Annotated in this window: 16 protein-coding genes; 6 read left to right on the top strand and 10 right to left on the bottom strand. The window is 67.6% G+C overall.

From position 1 onward, the window contains the following. Positions 1-46 precede the first annotated feature (46 nt). The gene (locus IEV83_RS16795; protein ID WP_181760041.1) at positions 47-1048 is read left to right on the top strand and encodes an ABC transporter ATP-binding protein; all 1002 of its coding nucleotides are present in this window, start codon (positions 47-49) and stop codon (positions 1046-1048) included. Between the two features lie 68 nt (positions 1049-1116). Here the strand turns inward: IEV83_RS16795 and phaZ are convergent, their stop codons facing one another. The 4 genes from phaZ to rph all read right to left on the bottom strand — a co-directional run bounded on the left by phaZ (position 1117) and on the right by rph (position 5542). Then, the gene (gene phaZ / locus IEV83_RS16790; RefSeq protein WP_209003226.1) at positions 1117-2646 is read right to left on the bottom strand and encodes a polyhydroxyalkanoate depolymerase; all 1530 of its coding nucleotides are present in this window, start codon (positions 2644-2646) and stop codon (positions 1117-1119) included. 354 nt (positions 2647-3000) lie between these two features. After that, positions 3001-4158, bottom strand: coding sequence for a radical SAM family heme chaperone HemW (gene hemW, locus IEV83_RS16785; protein WP_181760039.1), 1158 nt, complete (start codon positions 4156-4158; stop codon positions 3001-3003). After that, positions 4155-4796: an RdgB/HAM1 family non-canonical purine NTP pyrophosphatase gene (gene rdgB, locus IEV83_RS16780; protein ID WP_181760038.1), complete on the bottom strand. Its 642-nt coding sequence runs from the start codon at positions 4794-4796 to the stop codon at positions 4155-4157. Before rdgB ends, hemW begins: the two co-directional genes overlap by 4 nt. Positions 4797-4828: 32 nt before the next feature. Beyond that, positions 4829-5542: a ribonuclease PH gene (rph, locus tag IEV83_RS16775; RefSeq protein ID WP_181760037.1), complete on the bottom strand. Its 714-nt coding sequence runs from the start codon at positions 5540-5542 to the stop codon at positions 4829-4831. Positions 5543-5825: 283 nt separating this feature from the next. Here rph and hrcA point away from each other — a divergent pair, with 283 nt between their 5' ends. The 4 genes from hrcA to IEV83_RS16755 all read left to right on the top strand — a co-directional run bounded on the left by hrcA (position 5826) and on the right by IEV83_RS16755 (position 9809). Continuing rightward, complete coding sequence (gene hrcA, locus IEV83_RS16770; RefSeq protein ID WP_244628222.1) at positions 5826-6911, top strand: heat-inducible transcriptional repressor HrcA; 1086 nt, start codon at positions 5826-5828, stop codon at positions 6909-6911. A 69-nt stretch (positions 6912-6980) separates the two neighbouring features. Then, positions 6981-7784 (top strand): molybdopterin-synthase adenylyltransferase MoeB, encoded by an 804-nt coding sequence (locus IEV83_RS16765; protein WP_181760035.1) that lies wholly within the window; start codon positions 6981-6983, stop codon positions 7782-7784. Continuing rightward, positions 7781-8521, top strand: a complete 741-nt coding sequence (locus IEV83_RS16760; RefSeq protein WP_209003219.1) for a M48 family metallopeptidase — start codon at positions 7781-7783, stop codon at positions 8519-8521. The genes IEV83_RS16765 and IEV83_RS16760 overlap by 4 nt, the downstream gene beginning before the upstream one ends. A 100-nt stretch (positions 8522-8621) precedes the next feature. Continuing rightward, complete coding sequence (locus IEV83_RS16755; RefSeq protein WP_181760155.1) at positions 8622-9809, top strand: multidrug effflux MFS transporter; 1188 nt, start codon at positions 8622-8624, stop codon at positions 9807-9809. 24 nt (positions 9810-9833) lie between these two features. Here IEV83_RS16755 and IEV83_RS16750 read toward each other — a convergent pair whose 3' ends face one another. Next, positions 9834-12056 carry a transglycosylase domain-containing protein gene (locus tag IEV83_RS16750; protein WP_181760034.1) on the bottom strand — a complete coding sequence of 741 codons (2223 nt, stop codon included), beginning with the start codon at positions 12054-12056 and terminating at the stop codon, positions 9834-9836. 270 nt (positions 12057-12326) lie between these two features. Between IEV83_RS16750 and IEV83_RS16745 the strand changes: the two genes are divergently transcribed. Next, positions 12327-12629 carry a DUF1330 domain-containing protein gene (locus IEV83_RS16745; RefSeq protein ID WP_181760033.1) on the top strand — a complete coding sequence of 101 codons (303 nt, stop codon included), beginning with the start codon at positions 12327-12329 and terminating at the stop codon, positions 12627-12629. A gap of 30 nt (positions 12630-12659) precedes the next feature. On the opposite strand, the gene olsB is transcribed toward IEV83_RS16745, so the two are convergent. From olsB to IEV83_RS16720, 5 genes are all read right to left on the bottom strand, one after another. Beyond that, positions 12660-13601, bottom strand: a complete 942-nt coding sequence (gene olsB / locus IEV83_RS16740; RefSeq protein WP_181760154.1) for a l-ornithine N(alpha)-acyltransferase — start codon at positions 13599-13601, stop codon at positions 12660-12662. A 189-nt stretch (positions 13602-13790) separates the two neighbouring features. Beyond that, the gene (locus tag IEV83_RS16735; protein WP_181760032.1) at positions 13791-16082 is read right to left on the bottom strand and encodes an ATP-binding protein; all 2292 of its coding nucleotides are present in this window, start codon (positions 16080-16082) and stop codon (positions 13791-13793) included. A 171-nt stretch (positions 16083-16253) separates the two neighbouring features. Further along, positions 16254-17780, bottom strand: a complete 1527-nt coding sequence (locus IEV83_RS16730) for a YifB family Mg chelatase-like AAA ATPase (protein WP_181760031.1) — start codon at positions 17778-17780, stop codon at positions 16254-16256. An 87-nt stretch (positions 17781-17867) separates the two neighbouring features. After that, positions 17868-18812, bottom strand: a complete 945-nt coding sequence (gene gshB / locus IEV83_RS16725; protein WP_181760030.1) for a glutathione synthase — start codon at positions 18810-18812, stop codon at positions 17868-17870. A 144-nt stretch (positions 18813-18956) separates the two neighbouring features. Further along, positions 18957-19352, bottom strand: coding sequence for a YraN family protein (locus IEV83_RS16720; RefSeq protein ID WP_181760153.1), 396 nt, complete (start codon positions 19350-19352; stop codon positions 18957-18959). Between the last annotated feature and the right edge of the window lie 49 nt (positions 19353-19401).

Genomic DNA, 19401 nt, shown 5'->3' with positions numbered 1-19401 from the left:
GCTTCCCCGCCATGCCATTTCCCTCCAACCAGATGGAAACAGATCCTTGGGCTCCCTGAAACTGACCGGCATTCGCAAGTCCTTCGGCGCCGTCGATGTGCTGAAGGGGATCGATCTGGAGGTCGCCGACGGCGAATTCGTGATCTTCGTCGGCCCGTCCGGCTGCGGCAAGTCGACCCTGCTGCGCATCATCGCCGGGCTGGAAGATGCAAGCGACGGGCGGGTGGAGATCGACGGGCGCGACGTCAGCGCCGTGCCGCCGGCCAAGCGCGGCATCGCCATGGTGTTCCAGACCTATGCGCTCTACCCGCATCTCACCGTGCGCGACAACATGGCGCTCGGGCTGAAACAGGCCGGCGCGGCGAAGGATACGATTGCCAGCCAGATCGAGATGGCCTCGGCCATGCTGTCGCTGGAAGAGTATCTGCAGCGCCGTCCCGCCGAGCTGTCCGGCGGGCAGCGCCAGCGGGTGGCGATCGGCCGGGCGATCGTGCGCGATCCGGAGCTGTTCCTGTTCGATGAACCCTTGTCCAATCTCGATGCGGCGCTGCGCGTCAACACCCGTCTGGAGATCGCCCGGCTGCACCGGGAAATCCGCTCCACCATGGTCTATGTCACCCATGACCAGGTCGAGGCGATGACCCTGGCCGACCGGATTGTCGTGCTGAATGGCGGGATTATCGAGCAGGTCGGCTCGCCGATGGAGCTCTACAACAAGCCGGCGAACCGCTTTGTCGCCGGCTTCATCGGCTCGCCACAGATGAATTTTCTGGAAGCGGAGCGGGCGGGAGAGCCGGGCTGTGCATCGGTCGGCGTGCGGCCGGAGCATTTTTCCGTTTCACGGGACGGCGGGCGCTGGAGCGGCGAGGCGGTGCATGTGGAGCATCTGGGCGCCGACACCATTCTTTATCTCGACAGCAAGGAGGTGGGCACGCTGACCGCCAGGCTGTTTGGCGAACACGCCTTCACCGCCGGCGACACGCTCCATGTCACGCCGCTGGAGGGGCAGCTCTACCGCTTCGATGCGGACGGCCGCACGCTTTTCTGAGGTTGGCCTGAGCCTGAGCCTGAGCCTGGGCAGGTCGCGGGCGGGGCCACCGGCCCCGCCACCGGGCGTCAGCCGGAAACCGTCTGTCCGGCGAGCTTGCGGGCCTGATCGAGCCATCCGTCCCGCTCGATCCGGCCCCGGAAGTCGAGCCGGGTGTCGAGCGCTTCGATCTGCGCGTCGGTCAGGGCGGCAATCTGCCAGTAGTGGAAGATCCCGGCGCCGTTGAGTGCCGTTTCCAGCTTGGGGCCGACCCCGGAAATCGCCTTCAGATCGTCGGCGACACCCTTGGGTTCGGCCAGAAGGATCGCCGCGAGCGGGTCCGCCGAGGTCGTCACCGGTGTGGGGCTGGCGGTTTTCGGCGCGTCTGTGCTTGCCGGCGCCTTGGTGACGGCGGGGCGGTCCCGGCGCTGGGAGTGGGTGCGGATGAAGTCGAGAATGCGCGGGGCGATCTCGGCCCGGAAGCGCGATCCGTTGAACACGCCATAGTGGCCGACATTCGGCTGCATGTAGTGGGCGCGCTTGTCGTCGGTCAGCCCGGTGCACAGATCATGGGCGGCCTTGGTCTGGCCGCGCCCGGTGATGTCGTCCTTCTCGCCCTCGACCGTCAACAGGGCGGTGTTGCGAATGGCGCCGCAGTCCACCAGCTCGCCGCGATGGCGGAATTCGCCCTTCGGCAGGGCGTGCTTGATGAACACGGTGTCGACGGTTTGCAGATAGAACTCGGCGGTCAGGTCCATCACCGCCAGATATTCGTCGTAGAACTCCCGGTGCTTTTCCGCGCTGTCGCCATCGCCTTGGACCAGATGCTGGAAAAAGTCACGATGGGCGGTCACATGCCGGTCGAGGTTCATCCCCATGAAGCCGGAAAGCTGCAGGAAGCCGGGGTAGACCGCGCGCAGGAAGCCGGGTTGCGGGAAGGGGACGGTCATGATCACATGGCGCTCGAACCAGCCGATTCCCTTGCTTTCGGCCAGATCGTTGACCGCGGTCGGGTTGATGCGCGTGTCGATCGGTCCGCCCATCAAGGTGGCCGTCGTCGGCGCCAGCGGATCGCCGCGCTGTTCCATCACCGCCACGGCCGCAAGAGCGGGCACGGAGGGCTGACAGACCGCCATCACATGGGTATCCGGCCCCAGGAAGTGCAGCATCTCGATGATGTAGTCGATGTAGTCGTCGAGATCGAAACGGCCCTCGGCCAGCGGCACCATGCGGGCGTCGAGCCAGTCGGTGATGTAGATCTCCGCGTTCGGCAGCAGGGTTTCCACCGTGCCGCGCAGCAAGGTCGCATAGTGGCCCGACATGGGCGCGATCAAGAGGATCTTCGGGTCGCTGTGCTTGCGCGGTCCCGTCTTGCGGTCGAAATGCAGAAGATTGCAGAACGGCTTCTGCCAGACGATTTCCTCGCGAACGGGCACCTTCACCCCGCCGACCGTCGTCTCGGTCAGGCCGAATTCCGGCTTGCCGTAGCGCCGCGTCAGCCGCTCCACCAGCTCGCATCCGGCGGCGACGGACCGGCCGAAGGGCGTGTGCGACAGGGGGTTCATCGCGTTCTTGAAATAAAGGCGTGTCAGATCCGCGGTGGCCCGGATCGGGCTCATCGCCGCATGATTGAGCTCATAAAGGTGGTAAAACGACACGTGATCGGTCCTCGCAAGTTCGCGGCGACGGGAGAATGATCACCGGCATCTTCTTTCGCATTGCAAAATAATATGATGAAGACCGACGCGGTATCAACTACAACTCTTGTCGAAACAGCCAATGGACTGGCCTGTCAGTCGGAAGCTGTGCATTCCGATAGGGAATCCGCCGCTGGTGGGCCGTGGCCGCAGAGCTGATTCGGCTGCGAAACGAGAGAGTTCCGCCGCCTGGTTGTGCGTTGCAATATGAGGTGCGGAGCCTGTGGAGAGTTTCGCCCCGCTTCGGCGGATTTCTGGCGTTTCGGGTGCGTTTTTTCAGGCGGCGAGGTCGGCGACAACCGCATCGAGCAGGAGAAAACCGGTCGGCGTGACCCGCACCCAGTCCGGGCCGAGCCGCTCGATCATGCCGTGTTCGATCAGTTGGGCGATGCGGCGCGGATCGATCTCGCGGCCGGCGATGGACCGGTAGCGCGCCAGATCGACGCCCTCCACCAGCCGCAGACCCATCAGCAGGAATTCATCGCCCTGCTGTTCCTCGGTCAGGCCCAGATCCTCGACAAGTCCGTGTCCCTGACGCTCGACCGCCTCCAGCCAGGTTTCCGGATGTCGTTCCACCGCCGTTGCGCTCTTGCCGGTCGCGCTGGTCAGCCGGCCATGGGCGCCGGGGCCGGTGCCCACATAGTCGCCATAGCGCCAGTAGACGAGGTTATGCTGGCACTGGGCGTCGGGCGCGGCGTGGTTGGAGACCTCATAGGCCGGCAACCCGCGCAAGGCGCAGAGCTCTTGCGTGATCTCGTAAAGGCCGGCCGCAAGATCCCCGTCCGGGGTGACGAGCTTGCCCGCGCGGTGGAGATCGAAGAACGGCGTGCCTTGCTCGATGGTCAGTTGGTAGAGCGACAGGTGATCGGCGGCCAGGTCGATGGCCGCCGCCAGTTCCGCGCGCCAGCCGTCCGCATCCTGTCCGGGGCGGGCGTAGATCAGGTCGAAGGAAATGCGCTCGAAGGTGCTCCGGGCAATGTCGATCGCCGTTTTCGCCTGGGCTGTGTTATGCAGCCGGCCGAGCCGTTTCAGATCGGTATCGTTGAGCGCCTGGACGCCGAGCGACAGGCGGTTGACCCCGGCGGTGCGGTAGCCGCGAAACCGTCCGGCCTCGACGCTGGACGGGTTGGCCTCCATGGACACTTCCACCGCCGGATCCACCGACCACAGGCCGGAGATTGCATCGAGGATGCGCCCGACCGTGGCCGGTTCCATCAGCGAGGGCGTGCCGCCGCCGAGGAAGATCGAGTTGACGGTCCGCCCCGGGGTGCGTTCGGCGAAATAGGCAAGTTCCCGCTCGAAGGCGGCGGCAAAGCGCGCCTGATCGACCGCCGTGTGACGCACATGGCTGTTGAAGTCGCAATAGGGGCATTTGGCCTGACAGAAGGGCCAATGCACATAGATGCCGAAACCGCCGGACGCAGGCAGGGTCATTTTCCCTCCAGACAGGCCCTGGAAAAGGCGGCGAAGGCTCTGGCGCGGTGCGACAGCGCCTCGCCCTCTTCCGGGCGGCCGTGTTTTTGCTCCGATGTCATCTCGCCGAAGGTAAGGCTTTCGCCGTCCGGCTGGAACATCGGATCGTAGCCGAACCCTTCTGTGCCGCGCGGCGGCCAGACGATCTGGCCTTCGATCTCCCCCCGAAACAGGGTGCTGCGCCCGTCCGGCCAGGCGAGGCACAGGACGGCGACGAAGGAGCCACGCCGGTCTTCCGGGCTGATCGCGCCGGCCTGATGCAGCTTCTCCTCCACCGTGCGCATGGCCATGGCGAAGTCCTTCTCCGGTCCGGCCCAGCGGGCGGAGTAGATCCCCGGATCGCCATTCAGGGCAAAGACGCAAAAGCCGCTGTCATCGGCCAGCGCCGGCAGGCCGGAGGCGGTCGCGGCGGCTTTCGCCTTCAGCTCCGCGTTGGCCTCGAAGGTCAGCCCGGTTTCCTCCGGCTCCGGCAGGTCGAGTTCGCCCGCCGACACCACGTCGAACCCGTAAGGGGCCATCAGCTCCCGGAACTCGCGGATCTTGCCCGCGTTGTGGCTGGCGACCACCACCCGGCCGGGTTCAAGCTTGTACTGGCTCATGCGAGGGACCTTTTCGTCTTCCGGAGCATTCCCTAGAGGATCGCCATCTTCTGCAGCTCGACCAGCCGGCTGATGCCGCCCTTGGCCAGGGACAGGAGCTGGGCGAATTCCTCTTCGCTGAACGGCGCGCCTTCCGCGGTGCCCTGGATCTCGACGATGCCGCCGGAGCCGGTGAGGACGAAATTGGCGTCGGTTTCGGCGGTCGAATCCTCATCGTAATCGAGGTCGAGCACGGGCGTGCCATTGTAGATGCCGCAGGAGACAGCGGCGATATGGTCCTTCAGCACCGGCCGGGTCAGCATGTCGCGGGTCTTCATCCAGGTGATGCAGTCGCTGAGGGCGACCCAGGCGCCGGTGATTGCCGCGGTGCGGGTGCCGCCATCGGCCTGAAGCACGTCGCAATCCACCGAGATCTGCCGCTCGCCGAGCGCCTGCAGATCGACCACCGCCCGCAGCGAGCGGCCGATCAGGCGCTGGATCTCAAGGGTGCGGCCCGACTGCTTGCCGGCCGAGGCCTCGCGGCGCATGCGGTCGCCGGTCGCGCGCGGCAGCATGCCGTATTCGGCGGTGACCCAGCCCCGGTTCTGCCCGCGCAGCCAGGGCGGAATGCGCTCTTCCAGGCTGGCGGTGCACAGGACGTGGGTGTCGCCGAACTTCACGAGGCAGGAGCCTTCCGCGTGCTTCGAGACATTCCGTTCCAGCGTGACGGCGCGCATTTCATCCGCCGCGCGTTTGGATGGCCGCATGTAAGGTTCCCTTCCTGGCAAGCTGTCTGGCAACCGGCGTCTGTCGCCGGGCGGTTTCTGGCGCCCTTCTAGAGCAAGATGGGCCGGGAGGAAACGTTTGCGTGCCTCTCTCCGGTCCTGCCATTCGCCTTGCCGCAGCGGGCGCGTGCCGGCGATCATGATTCGACTTGACAGTTGGGGCGGGATTTTCGCTCAAATACATCCTATATCAAGGACCGGACCATCAACGGCACGCGATGCCGCGTCCCCCGTGCCAAGGCATGAGGGCGGCGGAGGCGGGCCATTGCAGGGGGTTGGTGAAGTGACATTGGGCGTTCCGTCCGTCAGCCTGAGCGATCTCGATCAGCGCTCGCGCGAGATTTTCCGGGCGATCGTGGAAAGCTATCTCGACACGGGCGAGCCGGTGGGCTCGCGCAATCTGTCGCGGTTGCCGTCGATCCAGCTCTCGCCGGCCTCGATCCGCAACATCATGGCGGATCTGGAACATGCCGGGTTGCTCTACTCGCCGCACACCTCCGCCGGCCGGATGCCGACGGAAGGGGGCTTGCGCTTTTTCGTCGATGCGCTGCTGGAAGTCGGTGATCTGACCAGCGACGAGCGGGCGCAGATCGAGGTGCAGGTGAAGGCGGCGCGCAGCGAGCGCACCAGCGAGCAGCTTCTGACCGAGGCCAGCCAGATGCTCTCCGGCCTGTCGCGCGGGGCTGGCGTGGTGTTCACCCACAAGGCGGATGTGCGTCTGCGCCATGTGGAATTCGTGCGTATCGAGCCGCAAAAGGCGCTGGTGGTGCTGGTCGGCGATGACGGGTCTGTGGAAAACCGCATCATCTCGCTGCCGGCCGGCCTGCCGCCCTCGGCCCTGGTGGAAGCCTCGAACTTTCTGACCAGTCTGATCCGGGGCCGGACGCTGGCCGAGGCGCGGCGCGACCTTGAGCGCCAGCGCGACAGCCGCCAGGCGGAACTGGACCGGCTGACGGCGAAGGTGGTGGAGGCGGGCATCGCCACCCGCACCGGCGCCAGCGACGATGTGGGATCGCTGATCGTGCGCGGCCGCTCCAATCTCCTGTCGGATATGGACGCGGCCGGCGACCTGGAACGCATCCGCCTGTTGTTCGACGATCTGGAGAACAAGAGCGACCTGATCCAGCTTCTGGCGCTGGCCGAGCGCGGCGACGGGGTGCGGATCTTCATCGGCTCGGAGAACAAGCTGTTTTCCCTGTCCGGCTCGTCGATTGTCGTTTCGCCCTTCCGCGATCAGGATGAGCGGATCATCGGCGTGCTCGGGGTGATCGGCCCGACCCGCCTCAACTATGCCCGCATCATCCCGATGGTCGATTACACCGCGCGGCTGGTCGGCCGGCTGCTCGGCTAGTTTGTGAACCCCGCGCCGCCGCGCGCTACCGCGCCGCCTTTCCCCGAACCGGATACCCAAGTAGACCCCATGAGCCTCAGCGCCGCCGAACTGGAACGTTACGCCCGTCATATCGTCCTGCAGGATGTCGGAGGTCCCGGACAGCAGAAGCTGAAGGCCGCCCGCGTGCTGGTCATTGGTGCCGGGGGGCTCGGGGCGCCGGTGCTGCTTTATCTGGCCGCCGCCGGTGTCGGCACTCTCGGCATCGTCGATGACGACACCGTGTCGCTGTCCAACCTGCAGCGGCAGGTGATCCATGACACGGACCAGATCGGCGAGCCGAAAGTGGCGAGCGCGGCCGAAGCCATCGCCCGGCTCAATCCGCATGTGAAGGTGGAGCCGCATCCGGTGCGCCTTCGTCCGGAAAACGCGCTGGCGCTGATTTCGCGGTACGATCTGGTGATCGACGGCTCGGACAATTTCTCCACCAAGTATCTGGTCTCCGATGCCTGTTTCTTTGCCAAGCGGCCGCTTTTGGCCGGAGCGGTCGGGCGGATGGACGGCTCGTTGACCCTGCTGAAACCCTATGAGAGCGACGCGGACGGGCAGCCCAACCCGACCTATCGCTGTCTTTTCCCCGAGCGCCTGCCCGATGGCGCCCTGCCCACCTGTGCCGAAGCCGGGGTGCTTGGCGCCCTCACCGGTGTCATCGGGGCCCTGCAGGCGATGGAAGCGATCAAGGAAATCACCAGTTTTGGCGAGGGACTGGTCGGCCGCCTGCTGCTCTACGATGCCCGGGCCATGCGGTTTGAGACGATCCGCTACCGCTGGTCGCGCAAGAACCCGCTGACCGGTGACAAGACGCTGACCTATCCGGAACTGGCGGGCGCGTGAGGCGGCTGCTGGCCCGTTTGGCGCCCGAGCCCCTGCCGGACCAGCTGTGGCTGACCGTTAATGGTGAGCGGCAGGCGGTCCGGCTGAAGCGCAACGACCGGGCCAAGCGCTATATCCTGCGCCTGCCCGCTGGCGGTGATCCGGTGCTCACGGTGCCGGCTCGCGGCACGCTGGAGACCGCCCGGCGCTTCGCCGAGGAACACAGGGGCTGGCTGGCGGACAGGCTGACACGCCGTCCCGAAAGCATTCCCTTCACCGATGGGGCGGTCATTCCCTTGCGCGGCGCGCCGCATCGCGTCGTCGCAGGGGCCCGTCTGCGCGGCCTCGTGACCCTGCGCCCGGGCGAGCCGCTGCCGGAGATCGAGGTGCCGGGCGATCCGCGTCACCTTGCCCGCAAGCTCACCGACTGGCTGAAGCGCGAAGCGCGCCGCGATCTGGAACAGGCGGTGGCCGTTCATACCGCGCGTCTCGGGCGGTCCCATGCGGGCCTGTCGCTCAAGGATACCCGCAGCCGCTGGGGCTCCTGCACCGCCACCGGCCGGCTATCGTTTTCCTGGCGGCTCGTTCTGGCGCCACCCGAAATTCTCGACTACGTCGCCGCCCATGAGGTCGCTCATCTGGCGGAGATGAACCACGGCCCCCGCTTCTGGGAGCTGTGTCGCTTTCTGGCGCCGCAGACCGATGACGCCCGGCTCTGGCTGCGGCGCGAGGGGGCGGGGCTGCACCTTTACGGATAAGGTCAGGCGAACCCTGCCCCGTCCGCGGTGCGAAAACGATTTCCCTTTGCCGCGCACTGATCTATGGTGCGCATTCCCTATTAGTTGCGGTTGAAACGATATTTTAAAGCCAAACACTTGGTCCCTGACACTCCTTCTGGCGGCGCTGACCGCCCTTGGTCCCCTGTCAACGGACATGTACCTCCCGGCTCTGCCGGACATCGTGCGCGACATGGCCACCTCGAAGGAGGCGGTCCAGCTCACCTTGTCGCTGTTCCTGGCGGGTTTTGCCTCCGGGCAGGTCTTCTATGGTCCGCTCGCCGACCGGCTTGGGCGGAAGCCCGTTCTGCTTGCCGGTCTTGGCATCTATGTGGTCGCGAGCTTTGCCTGCACCTTCGCCCCCTCCATCGAGGTGTTGGTGGGGGCGCGGTTCCTGCAGGCCTTCGGGGCCGCCGGTCCGGTGGTGCTGGCACGGGCGATGGTGCGTGATCTTTATGACGGTCCGCGCGCCGGGCAGGAACTGGCGCGCATGGGGTCAATCATGGGACTGGCGCCGTCGGTCGCGCCGTTCTTCGGCGGGCTGATTGCCGCTGGGGGCGGGTGGCGGATGGTATTTCTCGTCTCGCTCGCCTTCGCCGGGGTTCTGCTGGTGTCCGTGTTGCGGCGGCTGCCGGAAACCCTGCCGGCGCGCGAGGCATCCCGGTTTTCCCTTGCCGGGATGCTGCGCGGCTTTGCCGGCCTGCTGCGGCATCGCGGCTTTCGCGCCTATCTGGCGATCGTCACCCTGACCTTTGCCGGCCTGTTCGCCTTCATCTCCGGCTCGTCCTTCGTTCTCCAGGATATCTACGGCCTGTCGCCTGTCGCCTATGGCATCGCCTTTGGCGTCTGTGCCGGCGCCTATGTCGTCGGCACGCTGATCGGGCAACGGGTGGCGCCGCGTCTCGGCGGCGAGATGGCCATCGCTCTGGGGACCGGCATGTTGGCGCTGGGCGGTTTGGCGATGGTGCTGGCGCTCCTCGCCCAGCCGCATGTGCTGACGGTGGTGCTGCCGATGATGCTCTACATGGCCGGCGTCGGGCTGGCGATGCCCCTGTCGCAGGCGGCGGCGCTGCTGCCTTTCCCCGACCGGGCGGGCACCGCCTCCTCTTTGCTCGGCATCGGTCAGATGGGGACTGCGGCGCTCGTCGGCATCGGTGTCAGCGCCACGCTCGGCGGCACCGGACTGGCTCTGGCGCTGATTATTGCCGGGCATGGGCTGGCGGCGTTTGTCGTTTTTCTGGTCACGCGCCGCGCGCGCGCGGTGGTCTGACCGAGCCTACGCGCGGACGGCGGCTCAGCCGCCGAAGATCCGATCCAGCAGGCTGCGCGAGCCGCCTTCCATTGGCGCCAGACGGCGGCGTTCCGGATCCCCTTCCGCCTGATCACGGCTGGCTGGAACCGGTACTGCGGTGGTCGGTTTGGCGACTTGCAGCGGATGGGTGCGCACGCCGGGAAGTCCGGCCACGGGCAGGCCCTGATGAGCTGCCGACATCACCTCTTTCCAGATCTTCGCCGGCAGCGATCCGCCGGTCGCCCGCTTGGTTGGTGAATTGTCGTCATTGCCGAGCCAGACGGCGGTTGTAAGCGAGCCGGTGTAGCCGATGAACCAGCCGTCGCGGAAATCCTGGCTGGTGCCGGTCTTGCCGCCGGCGGGCCGGTCGGTGAGCTGCGCCTTGCGTCCGGTGCCGATTGTCAGGGTATCGGCCATCATGGCGTTCATGCTGGCCAAAAGGCCGGGCTCGATCACCCGGCCGGGACCACCGCCGGTGCGGCTGTAGAGCAGCGTCCCATCGCTGCCGCGAATGCTGCGGATCACATGTGGCACGACGCCATAGCCGCCGTTGGAAAACGGCACGTAGGCGGCGGCGATTTCCAGCGGCGTCACCTCCGAGGTGCCCAGCGACAGCGACAGGTTGGCGGCAAGCGGCGAGGTAATGCCCAGCCGGCGGGCGGTGCGGATCACATGCCGGGGGCCGACTTCATGCGCCAGCCGCGCGGCCACGGTGTTGAGGGACAACGCCAGCGCCCGGGCCAGGGTGACCGGACCCTGATAGGACTTGGAGTAGTTGCGCGGCGCCCATTTGCCGAAGCGGATCGGCTCGTCCACCCGAACGGTGTCCGGGGTCAGGCCGCTTTCCAGCGCCGCCAGATAGACGAAGGGCTTGAACGCCGACCCCGGTTGGCGGTGGGCGTTGACTGCGCGGTTGAACTGGCTGGTGGCATAGTCCCGGCCGCCCACCAGCGCCTTGACCGCGCCGGAACCGTCGAGGGTGACCACGGCGCCCTGCTTGACGCCACGCTTGGCGCCGTCCTCGGCCAGCGCTCGGCGCAGGGCGTCCTCGGCGACGATTTGCTGGCCGAGGTCGATGGTCGTGCTGACGGTGATGTCCTGGTCGATGGCGCCCACATAGCCGGGCAGAAGGTCCATCACCCAGTCGGCGACGTAATTCTCGCTGGCCGAGGTGTGGTGGGTGACGACGCGGGTCGGCGCGGCAATGGCATCGCGCGCTTCGGCGGCGGTGATGTAGCCCTCCTCGGCCATGGCCATCAGCACGGTTCCGGCCCGCTCGTCGGCGAGATCCGGATTGCGCGTCGGCGCGTAGCGCGAAGGCGCCTTGAGCAGCCCGGCGATGGTCGCCGCCTCGGCCAGGTTGACCATGCGCGCCGATTTGCCGAAATAGCGCCGCGCGGCCGCATCGACGCCATAGGCGCCGGCGCCGAAATAGACCCGGTTGAGATACATCTCCAGGATCTCGTCCTTGGAGTAGGTGGCCTCCAGCCAGATCGCCAGAATCGCTTCCTGAACCTTGCGCTTCAGCGTCCGGTCGGGCTGAAGGAACAGGTTCTTGGCAAGCTGTTGGGTCAGGGTCGAGCCGCCCTGGACCAGCCGGCCGGAGGTCAGGTTGGTGACCATCGCCCGGGCAAGGCCGATCGGATCGAGACCGGGATGGGAGCGAAACCGCCGGTCCTCGATGGCGATCACCGCCTGTGGCAGATAGGGCGGCAACTGTTCGAGCCGCACCGCTTCGCCGCCGGTGTCGCCCCGGTTGGCCATCAGGGTTCCGTCGGCGGAAACGATCCGCACGTTCGGTGGTCGCTGCGGCACCTGCCATTCGGAGGTGGGCGGCAGATGCGCGGCGTAATAGCCAAGCACGCCGACCACGGCGATCACCGCCCAGATGCCGAGAACGGCGCTCCAGTAGGCGCCGCGCCTGACGAGGCGGCCAAGCCCGATCCGCCGGGTCTTGCGCCCCTTGCGTACCGGCTTGCGGCGCCGGCCCCCGCCGCCGCGCGGTCCCTGCGGCCCCTTGGGGGGCGATGAGCCGGCGGTCCGCTTGGGTGTTGCCGGCTTGCCGCCGCTTGCCGTCCGGGGCCGGGATTTCGTGGTCTTGGCGGCGGGCCGCTTCACGGCGCCGCCGGTCGGGCGGTCGGCGGGCGTCAGGCGCATGTCGAGAACGCCGCTGCCTGCGCCCAGGCGCGGTTGCTTGCGTCCGCCGCGTGACGATCCTTGTGCCATGATGCCCGGTTCGGTTGAGGGGAGCTGGCCCCTTGCGAAATACAGCCTCGTTGCGCCCTGCGATGGCGGGTCGCCACCGGCAAGGCGCTTTGGCTGTGCAGTTTAATTGCGGCGATTTAAGGGGGTCTTAAATCCGCCGGCGCGTGGCGGGGGCCGTTCCCGTGTGCACCGCCTTTACAGCCGTGCCCGTCTCGCCTACGGCTGGGGGAGACGCGGCCTCCCGCACCGATGCGGCGGTCCAAAGTTTCAAGAAAGAGGGGAGGGCCGAGCATGGCAAAGGGATACTGGATCGGCCGGGTCGATGTGACGGATCCGGAGGCCTACAACGCCTATGTCGCGGCGAATGCGGAGGCGTTTCGCGCCTATGGCGCCCGGTTTCTGGTGCGCGGCGCGCCGCCGGAATGCGTCGAAGGGGCCGCGCGCCAGCGCAATGTGGTGATCGAGTTCGACAGCTACGAGCAGGCGCTCGCCTGCTACCGCAGCGACGCCTACACCCAGGCCCGGGCCTTGCGCGCCCATGCCGGGGTTTCGGATCTGGTGATCATCGAAGGCTTTGATGGCGCCCAGCCCTGAGCCGGGCGCCCTGTCGACGCGGCGGTCCGCCTAGCTGCCGTATCGGCCCGCGTCGGCGCCGTAGTGGTTCACATAGCGGCTGTTGAGCGCCGAAACCGGCATGACGATCAGCACATCGGTGGTGCCGAACTGGTGGTCGACCACCGCGCCGTCGCCGATATAGGCGCCGAGGCGCAGATAGCCCTTGATCAGCGGCGGCAGCTCGCGCAGCGCCTGCCGTTCGTTGATCTCGGCCTTCTCCATCCGGTTCATCTCGACATAGCGGCTGTCGACCGCCCGCACGCGCCATTCCTCCGGGGCGCGGGCATGATGGTGCAGGAAGGACAGCTGCGAGCCGAGCCGGTCCGGATCGGTGCCGGCGATGGAGGCGCAGCCGACCATCACGTCGATCCGGTGCATCAGCACATAGGACCAGATCCCGTGCCAGAGCAGCTCCACCGTGCGTTTGGTGCGGTAGGGCTTGAGCACGCAGGACCGCCCGAGTTCCAGGAAACGCTGGCCCGGATGCGCCTCGACCAGCGGCTGAATGTCGTATTCGCCGGCGGTGTAGAAGCCGCCGCTGCGCTCGGCAACCTCCTGGCGCAGCAGCCGGTAGGTGCCGACGATCCGAGGTTTCTTGCGTCCGAACGGCGCGTTCCGTTCCACCGCTTCATGGTCGAGCACCAGCAGGTGGTCGCAGATCGCGTCATAGGCATCGACGTCGCGCCGGCTGGCCAGGGCCTCGGCATTGGCGATGGCCGACATTTCCTCGTAGAAGACATGATACCGCAGTTGCTGCGCCTTGCGGATCTCCTTGGCGCTGCGCGCCAGGCGAACCTCCAGCGAGCCGATGCGGCCGAGACTGGGGCTGTCGCGCCGGACCCGCGATGCGCCAGCGCCGGGAAGCCAGGACGGACGATGGGCGCCAGAGGCGACGGCCGGAACGAATTTCCGCACGAAGTTGCGGGGTGACAAAAGTCCCGATCGTGGCATGACCATCACGCCCTTCCCTGTTGTGCCCCCGGACCGATCCGGCCAATCGGCGCTGCGGTCGAACCCTTGCTGTCCCGCGCCCGTCAGTCGTGAGAATGACGTCATGCACCGGGACATCGGAGCCGGATGGCTATCCACCTTGGCCGTGTCATAAATCATACTTTCCCGACACTTGCATGACAATCGTCGTTAGCCGGCGGCTTTGCCGCCATCCTGCGGCGCACTGAGGCGATTGCGCAACAGGTCCGGGTCCAGCGGCTTGGCCAGCACCGCATCCGCACCCGCTTCCAGCGCCGCATCGCGCGCCTCCGCCGTGACATCGGCGGTGACCGCGAACACCGCGACACGGGGCAGGGCCAGCTCCCGTTCCCGCGCGCGCAGGCGCCGAATGGCCGTGATTCCGTCAATGCCTGGCATGTGCAGATCCATCAGCACCGCATCGAAGTTGCCCTCGGCAAATGCCTTCAACGCCTCCGCGCCATCGCCGACGACAAGGGATTCATGCCCCAGCTTGCGCAACAGCGCTTCGGTCAGCATCCGGTTGATGTCGTTGTCCTCCGCGACCAGAAGCCGCAAGGGGCGGCGCGATTCCTGCCGTTGCTGCATGGCGGCAAGATGCGACCGGTCATCCTGCTGCAGGTCCCAGGAGGCCAGCGGTGCCCCGCTTTCCAGCATGGATTTCGTCACCTGCAGCAGCGAGGACGAGCGCACCGGGCGGATCAGATAGGCGCCAAAGCCGGCGGCCCGCAGGCGCGGCAGCCGGTCCCGCTCGGCGGGGGTGACGAGGACAACCGCGGGGGCGTCGATGCCGATCGCCCGGGCACCCGCCAACCATCCCCCGGCCTCGGTCACCGAGAGCTGGTCGAGCAGGATCAGATCGGCGTCGGCCAGAGCCTCGTCGATGGCCTCATCGCCCGGGGAAAGCAGGGTGACGCGCGCCCCCGCCTCGCCCAGTTGCCGGGCGATCAGCGGTCCCTCGACCTGGCTTTGCGTGATCAGGCAAATGCGCTGGCCGGCCAGCTCCGGCTGGGGGCGAACCCCGTCCGCGCCGGTCAGGGGCAGGTTGACCCGGAATTCCGCGCCGGCACCGGCAGTGGCCCGGGCCGCGATGGTGCCACCCATCATGTTGACGAGGCGCTGGGAGATGGCGAGGCCAAGGCCGGCGCCGTCGAAGCGTCGCGCCGGGCCGTGATCGATCTGTTCGAACTCCTGGAACAGCCGGTCGGCATCTTCCGCGGTAAAGCCGATGCCGGTGTCGCGCACGGTCACCAGCAGCCGGTCAGAGGGGACCTGTGCGGTGTCCCGGGTGCGGGCGACGTCGATGGTCACGCCGCCGGTCTCGGTGAATTTCAAGCCATTGCCGGCAAGATTGAACAGGATCTGCCGCAGCCGCGTGCCGTCGCCGACCAGATGGGTCGGCACTTCGGGGCCGATGTGGCATCCGATTTCCAGTCCCTTGGCCTGGGCGCGCGGGCTGAGAAGCTCCACCACCCCTTCCACCAGCGGCGTGAGTTCCAGCCGCGCGGGGGAGAGCTCCAGCCGCCCGGCCTCGATTTTCGACAGGTCGAGCACTTCGTCGATCAGCAGCAGCAGGATTTCGCCGGAACTGTGCACCGCATCCACATAGCTGTGCTGCTCCGCCGTCAGCCTTGTGTCCCTGAGCAGGCTGGCCATGCCGAGAATGCCGTTGAGCGGGGTGCGGATCTCATGGCTCACGGTGGCGAGAAACCGGCTTTTGGAGGCGCTGGCCGTCTCCGCCTGGTTGCGGGCGGCAACCAGTTCTTCCTCGACCCGGCGGCGATCGGTGACATCGCGCAGGATGGTCTGGACCAGCGGGGTTCCGTCGGTCAGATCGCGCACCGGCACATCGACCCGGGAGAACCAGCGCGGCCCCTCGGCCGTGTCGATGCGGATATCGGCGAAACCATCCCCGGTCTCGCGGCCCTCGCTTGCGTGCAGCGCGCTCATGCTGCCGTCGGGAAACAGGCGCATGGCCGCGTCGTTGGCGTAGGTCAGGGCGCCGCCCTCGCGCCAGCGGGTCACCACGTCGCCGAGCGTATCCAGCACATCGCGGTGCCGCGCTTCGCAATCCTTCAGCCGCCAGATGTCGTCAAGCAGGGCTTCGCGCTCCAGCGTCAGCGCCTCGATCGTGGCGGCTTGGGTGGCGTCATCCGGCCGGGCGCTGCCCGCGCGGGTCAGCCAGAGGGAGGCCAGCGCGCCGCTCAGAAAGGCAAGGGCAAGACCGACGAGCGGCACCGGACCTGACGATGGGGCCAGCAGCACCAGCGACACGGCGCCGGCCAGAAGCCCGGCGGTCACCAGGATCAGGAAGCCGGCAAATCGTGGAACGGCGGCGAGGGCGGTCAGGGACGGGGCGCGCGCGGCGGCTGCCGTGCTCTTGTGCCTGCCCGGGGGCGCGGTGGATGCGGCGGCGCGGCGTCGGGCCGGGTTCGGGGAACCATGATCGTCACGACCGGTCACGGCGGTCTCCTCCAGAGCGTGTGACCGGATTGCCCGGCATCAGGGGGCGCGGTTCTCCTCATGGCGCCGTGGGCAGCCAGGGACCGACGTTGCCAGCGTGACCGGAAAGGGGTTGAAAAACCGTTGCGCCAATGTCCTGCAAGGGCGGCGCTGGAGGGCAGGGCAGCCCGTTCAGGCGGCGCGCCGGTCCGGATCGGCGCCGCGATAGCTCAGGGCTTCGGCCAGATGCACCCGCCCCACCTTGTCCTCGCCGTCGAGGTCGGCCAGGGTTCGGGCCACCTTGAGGATGCGGTGATAGCCGCGCGCCGACAGATGCAGTGTGTCCGCCGCCCGTTGCAGCAGATCGAGGCCGGCCGTATCCGGCGCGGCGATCTGCTCGATCAGCCGGGCGCCCGCCTGGGCATTGGTGCGGGCGGCAACGCCGAGGGCGGCGAAGCGGTCGGACTGGATGGTGCGCGCCGCCGCGACCCGGGCGGCGACCGTTGCCGAGCTTTCCGCATCGGCGGGGCGGATCAGGTCGCTGGCGGTGACCGCCGGCACCTCGATGCGCAGGTCGAGCCGGTCGAGCAGCGGTCCGGACAGGCGGGCCTGATAATCGGCGGCGCAGCGCTCGCCGCGCCGGCACACATGGCCCGGCTCACCGGCATGGCCGCAGCGGCACGGGTTCATCGCCGCGATGAGCTGCACCCGTGAGGGGTAGGAGGTGCGGTGATTGGCGCGCACGATCACCGTCTCGCCGCTTTCCAGCGGCTGGCGCAGCCCATCCAGCACCTGCGGCTGGAATTCCGGCAACTCGTCCAGGAACAGAACGCCATTGTGCGCGAGCGATACCTCGCCCGGCCGGGCGCGGATGCCGCCGCCGACCAGCGCGGCCATGGAGGCCGAATGATGCGGCGCGCGAAACGGCCGTCGCTCGGTCAGCCGGCCGTCGGCCAGTTCTCCGGCAATGGAGGCGATCATCGACACCTCCAGCAATTCCTTCGGCGACAGGGCCGGCAGGATCGACGGCAACCGGGCGGCGAGCATCGACTTTCCGGCGCCGGGCGGTCCGACCATCAGGAGGTTGTGGCCGCCCGCGGCGGCGATCTCCAGTGCCCGTTTCGCGGTTTCCTGCCCGCGCACCTCCGCAAGGTCCGGCAAAGGGGCGGCGTTGGTGTTGAGCCGGGGCACGGGCCGGGACAGCATCTGCGTGCCCTTGAAGTGATTGGCGAGCTGGATCAGCGATTTCGGCGCGAGAATATCCATGTTCGGATCGGCCCAGGCGGCTTCAGAGCCGCAGGCGGCGGGGCAGATCAGCCCCTTGTCGAGCACATTGGCGCCGATGGCCGCCGGCAGCACCCCGGCAACTGGCGTGATACCGCCATCGAGAGCGAGTTCGCCGAGAATGACATAGCGTTCAAGCGCATCCGCCGGCACGGCCCCCATCGCCGCCATCAGCGCCAGCGCGATCGGCAGATCGTAATGGGAGCCTTCCTTGGGCAGGTCGGCGGGGGCGAGATTGATCGTCACCCGCTTGGCCGGCAGGGCAAGGCCGGAGGCAATCAGCGCCGAGCGCACGCGCTCGCGGCTTTCCCCGACCGCCTTGTCCGGCAGGCCAACGATGGTGAAGGCGACCTGTCCGGGGCCGATCTGCACCTGCACATCCACCGGCTTGGCCTCGATGCCCTGAAAGGCAACGGTGGTTACCCGCGACACCATTCTCGTCTCCCTGCATGGTCACGCGAGGCAATCTAGCGCAACCCATGCGGGAGAGCAAGAACATATGAGGAACGGGCGTGCGCCAGGTCAGCCGGCGCGCTTGGCCTCGACCGTGTCCCAAAACAGGGCGGCGATGTCTGGTCCGCCGAGCCGGGCGACGGCGCGGATGCCGGTGGGGGCGGTGACGTTGATTTCCGTCAGATGGCCATCGATCACGTCGATGCCGACCAGGATCAGCCCGCGTTCGCGCAGGGCCGGGCCGAGCCTTGCGCAGATCTCGCGCTCGCGCGGGGTCAGGTCGGCTTCGCGCGCCGCGCCGCCGCGCACCATGTTGGAGCGCAGATCGCCGGCCTGCGGCACCCGGTTGACCGCGCCGGCGAACTGGCCGTCGACCAGGAGGATGCGCTTGTCGCCTTCGGAGACATTGGGCAGGAACTTCTGGATCACCCAGGGCTCGCGGAAGCTGGCGGCGAAGAAATCGTAGAGCGAACCGTAGTTGAGGTCGTCGTTGGTGACCCGGAACACGGCGGCGCCGCCATGGCCGAACAGCGGTTTCATGACGATGTCGCCATGCTCGGCGCGGAAGGCGTCGATGGTCTCCCGGTCACGGGTGATCAGCGTTTCCGGCATCAGGTCGGCGAATTCGGTGACGAACAGCTTTTCCGGCGCATTGCGCACCGAGGCCGGATCGTTCACCACCAGAGTCTTCGGGTGGATCTTTTCCAGCATGTGGGTGGCGGCCACATAGGCCATGTCGAACGGAGGATCCTGCCGCATCAGGATCACGTCCATTTCCGACAGATCGACCATCTTCCGCTCGCCAAGAACGAAGTGTTCGCCCTTTGCGTCGCGCACCTCGACCGGCTCCAGGCCAGCGGTGACCGTATCGCCGGTCATGGCCAGCCGGTCGGGGGTGTAGTGGTAGAGCGCGTGACCGCGCGTCTGGGCTTCGAGCATCAGCGCGAAGGCGCTGTCGCCGGCAATGTTGATGGAGGAGATGTGGTCCATCTGGACCGCGACCTTGAGCGACATGGGCGTCTCCGCTGCCGTATGGCGAAGGGGGAGGGGCCGGGATCCGGAGCGGAACCGGCGACCTTGAGGGGTGTTGCCCAAGATATGCGGGCCGCCGCCGGGTTTGTCCAGATGCGCCGCCGTGGCAATGGTCTCGGGGCGGGATTAGCGCTCCTCGGGGATAAAGGCATTGGCGATATGCCGGGGCAGGTGCCGCGGGCACAGCAGCACCGCGTCGAAGCGCAGCGTCGACCGCGCGAGGTCAGTCCGGCCGCTCTGCCACATGCGCGCGGCTGCGGCAATCCGGCGCTGGCTTGCCGGGGTGATCGCGTCGAGCGCCGCCTGCGGCGTCGCCCGTGCCTTGACCTCGACGAAGGCGATGACCCGGCCCCGCCGGGCGATGATGTCGATCTCTCCGCCAGCGGCGCGGTAGCGCCGGGCGAGGATCCGCCAGCCCTTGAGGCGCAGGAACAGCGCGGCACGGGCCTCCGCCCGCAGGCCCAGCCGATAGGCGGCCTGGCGTCGCTCCGCCGAACTCCCGCTGCGCCCCCGCCGCTCCATCTGTTCGCCCTGCCCCTGTTGCTCCAAAGCCCGTCGCTCGACCTTTTCC

Origin of the sequence: Stappia taiwanensis, from assembly GCF_014635285.1 — a bacterium.
Taxonomy (GTDB): Bacteria; Pseudomonadota; Alphaproteobacteria; order Rhizobiales; family Stappiaceae; genus Stappia; species Stappia taiwanensis.
Note: the sequence above shows the minus strand (reverse complement) of the source record. Positions and strands in the feature narration are given on the sequence as shown.